Source organism: Escherichia sp. MOD1-EC6098, assembly GCF_002965865.1.
Taxonomy (GTDB): domain Bacteria; phylum Pseudomonadota; class Gammaproteobacteria; order Enterobacterales; family Enterobacteriaceae; genus Escherichia; species Escherichia marmotae.
In genome coordinates this window covers 1-1,302 of the sequence record NZ_PTSN01000071.1, presented here as the reverse complement: position 1 = coordinate 1,302, position 1,302 = coordinate 1, and the positions used below count along the sequence as shown (strand labels likewise).

The 1,302-nt window shown below is 44.8% G+C and carries 1 protein-coding gene; it reads left to right on the top strand.

Annotation, left to right across the window (positions count from 1 at the left end; genetic code table 11):
- Positions 1–86 precede the first annotated feature (86 nt).
- On the top strand, positions 87–1,277 hold the full coding sequence (locus tag C0K55_RS25650; protein WP_105266661.1) for an IS4-like element ISEc60 family transposase: 1,191 nt from the start codon (positions 87–89) through the stop codon (positions 1,275–1,277).
- Positions 1,278–1,302 lie beyond the last annotated feature (25 nt).

Genomic DNA, 1,302 nt, shown 5'->3' with positions numbered 1-1,302 from the left:
CCCCTGAGGAATCCCCAGAAAACAAGACAGGCATAGTGAGATGTGATCTAATTGATTGTGCTAACAATTTCAAGGGGATCACCACTATGCCTGCACGTTCATTATGCCAAAATTTCCTTAACAACATACTGGCCCCTTTGCATCTTTACCGTCAAAAATCACTGATTGACGCAACTAATGCTGTAATAAATGGCGCTTCCCTCACACTTACCAGTATCGGGCGTCATTTAACCGGTACGGCATCAGTTAAAAACAAAATAAAGCGGGTGGATCGACTGTTGGGGAATCGACATTTGCAAAATGAGGTTTCCACCATTTTTCAGCGAATTACCCAAAAGATTACGCGGGGAATGTCTCGTGTTGTGATACTCATTGACTGGAGTGCTTATCATGCCTCTCGTTTTCAGCTTTTGCGGGCAAGCCTGGCATGTGACGGGCGTTCTTTACCGTTGATGAGTTGTGTCGTTCCATCATCACAGACAGCGAATGCAGATGTACATGAGCGTTTTCTGGAATCGCTTGCTGAGTGCTTTTCCCCCGGGACTGATGTCATTGTTATTACAGATGCCGGTTTTCAGGGGCGATGGTTCCAACAGCTCCGCTCCCGTGGCTGGACCTATATTTGCCGGGTACTGGGCAATCATTATTACAATGTTGGTGATGGCTGGGAAAAGGTGTCGGACTCAGGCACAAAAGCATCAACGACAGCAATTTATTTAGGTGAAGGCCTGCTGGGTCGAGATAAAAATGCACAACATGAAGGGCATTTTTATCTTTATAAAAGTAAGCCTAAAGGTCGTAGATTTAAACGCTCGAAGGAAAGAGCAACCAGACCATCGGTGACGGCTAAAGCTCGTACTGCCGGGAAATCACCATGGTTTATTTTCACAAACAGTACTGAGTTCTCGCCAAAACAGGTAATGAAATTATACAGCCGTAGAATGCAAATTGAGCAAAATTTCAGGGATGAAAAAAATCCTCGCTGGGGATTTGGACTACGGTTTGGTGCCAGTCATTCATCTGGGCGGGTCACGGTATTGAGTCTGATCGCAACATTAGCCAGTATCATTATGTGGTTAAGCGGTTTCAGCCTGGAAAACAAAGGGATACATCATAAATATCAGGCAAATACAGTGAAGCACAGGCGAGTCATCTCGTTATTAAAACTGGCGGAGAATGTGATTCGACATTCTCCACTCATACTAAACACACTGTCACTTGACGCAGGGCTGAAAGTTCTACAGCAACGGTATACCAATATGATAATGGTTTACTAAATTTTCTGGGGATCCCTCAGGGGAT